Here is a 3,038-nt window from a genome sequence, read left to right on the forward strand (position 1 = left end):
TTGCCGCCGTTCAAGCCGTCGGCCAACCTGGGCGCCAACTGCCAGTACCCGGCGTCGGCGGATCCGGCCGCCAAGAAGGTCAAGCCGCCGCGGACCGGCAAGGTGCCGACCGACCCGGCGCAGGTGAGCGCGAGCATGGTGACCAACCAGGGCCACATCGGCCTGATGCTGGCCAACAACGAATCACCTTGCACGGTCAACAGTTTCGCCAGCCTGGTCGGCCAGAAATACTTCGACAACACCAAATGCCACCGGCTGACCACGTCGCAGGACCTGGGCGTGCTGCAGTGCGGCGATCCCAAGGGCGACGGCACCGGCGGTCCCGGCTATCAATTCGCCAACGAGTACCCCACGGACCAATACCTACCCAACGACCCCAACGCGCAGCAGCCGGTCCTCTACCCGCGTGGCACCATAGCGATGGCCAACGCCGGGCCGAATACCAATGGCAGCCAGTTCTTCTTGGTCTACAAGGACTCCCAGTTGCCGCCGCAGTACACCGTCTTCGGCACCATTCAGGCCGACGGGCTTGCCACGCTCGACAAGATCGCCAAGGCCGGCGTCGCCGGCGGCGGCGAGGACGGGGCGCCTGCGGAAGACGTCACGATCACCTCGCTGCTGCTCGACTAGATTTCGATAACGGCCTGCCGCACGCGCGAGACACCTTATGGTCGTTGCGTGGGGACAGAGTCATTTGGCCATTACCAATTGGTCGAAGTCTTGGGGCGCGGCGGCATGGGACAGGTTTACCGCGCCTACGACGTCAGCACCGACCGGGTAGTCGCACTGAAGGTACTTCCGCCGAACATGGCGCAGGACCAGGAGTTTCAGCAACGGTTCCGGCGCGAGGCGCGAATAGCGGCGAGCCTCAACGACCCACACGTGGTGCCTATCCACAACTATGGCGAGATCGACGGCCAGCTGTATGTCGACATGCGGCTGATCGAGGGCCGCGACCTGCTGCAGTACATGGCCGAACACGGCGGACGGCTCAGCCCCGAACGCGCGGTCGCGGTCATCGAACAGGTTGCCGCGGCGCTGGATAGCGCTCACGAGGTGGGGTTGATTCATCGCGACATCAAGCCGAAGAACATCTTGGTCACCACCGCACGAGATTTCGTGTACCTGATCGATTTCGGCATCGCCCGCACCCTCACCGACACCTCGCTCACCCAGACCGGGCACACGATGGGCACCGTGGCATACATGGCGCCCGAACGTTTCAGGGGCACAACGGATCACCGCGCCGACGTGTATTCCCTGGCCTGCGTGCTGCACGAGTGCCTGACCGGGAAACGCCCGTTTGCCGGTGACAGCCTCGAGGAACAGCTCAACGGGCATTTGAACACCCGGCCGCCGCAACCGTCGGTCAGCACCCCCGGGGTGCCGCCGCTGTTGGACGCGGTGGTCGCCCGGGGCATGGCCAAGGACATCGAATACCGCTATCAGTCGGTGACGGAGCTCGCCGAAGCCGCCAGGGCGGCGCTCGACAGCCCGGCCGACCTGGGGGCAACCGGCCCGCAACCGCCGGTCACCCCGCCGCCGGTAAGCAAGCCGGCTCCGCAGTCCACCTACCGTCCGCCAACGCAATCCAAGCGTCTGCTGCTGGGCATAGTCGGCGCGTCGGCCCTGGCGCTGGCCGCCGTCGTCGCGTTGGTGATCGCGCTGGTCACCCAAGGCAACAACTCCACCGACACCGCCGCGTCGAACAGCCCAAACCGCGGCAGGACGCCCAACCGGTCGGGACCGACCTCCGATACGACGGCGCCCGCGCCGGCGACCGTGCCGCCGCTGCCGGCGTTTGCGCCGCCGGCCGACCTAGGCGCCAACTGCCAATACCGTCCCTCGGCGGATCCGGCCGGTAAGCCCGTCGACCCGCCCGCATCGGGCAGGGTGTCCACCGAACCGGCGCAGATCCATGCGGTGCTCTCAACCAACTACGGCGACATCGGGATTCAGCTTGCTAACAACGAATCACCGTGCACCGTCAACAGTTTCGTCAGCCTCACCAAGCAACACTTCTTCGAAGGCACCGACTGCTACCGGACCTACAACGCCCCCGACGGAGGCTTCGTGCTGTGCGGCGGCCCCGTCGAAGGCACCGGAGGCCCCGGCTACGAATTCGCCGACGAGTACCCCACCGACCAGTACCCGCAGGGTGATTCCGCGCTGCGGTCCACGGTGGTCTACCCACGCGGCACCATATTCTCGGCCAACGACGGCAAGCCGGGCACCAACGGCAGCCAATTCGCCATGGTGTACAAGGACACCGAAATGGAGCCGCAGAGCACGGTATTCGGCACGATCGACCAGACGGGCCTGGACGCGCTCGACAAGATCGCGCGGCTAGGCGTCGCGGGCGATCGGCAGATGGGCACGCCTACCAGTCCCGTCACGATCAATTCGGCGCGGCTGGGGTAAGCCTCTTAGGCGGCAGACGTCACCCGGTAGACGTCGTAGACGCCTTCGACGTTGCGCACGACGTTGAGCAGATGCCCGAGATGCTTGGGATCGCCCATCTCGAAGGTGAAGCGGCTGATGGCGACTCGGTCGCCGGAGGTGGTGACCGACGCCGAGAGGATGTTCACCTTCTCGTCGGCCAGCACGCGGGTGACGTCGGACAGCAACCGGTGCCGGTCGAGGGCTTCGACCTGAATGGCCACCAGGAACACCGAGGACGGCGACGGCGCCCAGTGCACATCGATGATGCGTTCGGATTGTTGTTGCAGCGAAGCGGCATTCGTGCAGTCGGTGCGGTGCACGCTCACCCCGCCGCCGCGGGTCACGAACCCCATGATCTGGTCACCTGGTACCGGCGTGCAGCACTTGGCCAGCTTGGTCAGCACCCCCGGGGCGCCGGGGACCGAAACCCCGACGTCGTCGCTGCTGCGCGGGCGGCGCAGCATGGTCGTCGGCGTCGACCGCTCGGCGAGATCCTCCTCGGCCTGGTCGATGCCGCCGAGCTCGGCCAACAACCGCTGCACGACGTGCTTGGCCGAGACGTGGCCCTCACCGATCGCGGTGTAGAGCGCGGACAC

Annotated in this window: 3 protein-coding genes; 2 read left to right on the forward strand and 1 reads right to left on the reverse strand. The window is 66.4% G+C overall.

Translation table 11 applies throughout. The annotated features are described in order from the left end of the window. A partial coding sequence (locus JOZ00_RS16210) for a peptidylprolyl isomerase (protein ID WP_293345290.1) occupies nt 1-630 on the forward strand: 630 nt, incomplete at its 5' end. A gap of 48 nt (nt 631-678) precedes the next feature. Next, on the forward strand, nt 679-2,421 hold the full coding sequence (locus JOZ00_RS16215; RefSeq protein ID WP_293345292.1) for a protein kinase: 1,743 nt from the start codon (nt 679-681) through the stop codon (nt 2,419-2,421). A 5-nt stretch (nt 2,422-2,426) separates the two neighbouring features. Here JOZ00_RS16215 and JOZ00_RS16220 read toward each other — a convergent pair. Then, the coding region (locus JOZ00_RS16220; RefSeq protein WP_293345294.1) for an ACT domain-containing protein at nt 2,427-3,038 on the reverse strand (612 nt) is incomplete at its 5' end.

This window comes from Mycobacterium sp., assembly GCF_019243155.1.
Lineage (GTDB): Bacteria > Actinomycetota > Actinomycetes > Mycobacteriales > Mycobacteriaceae > Mycobacterium.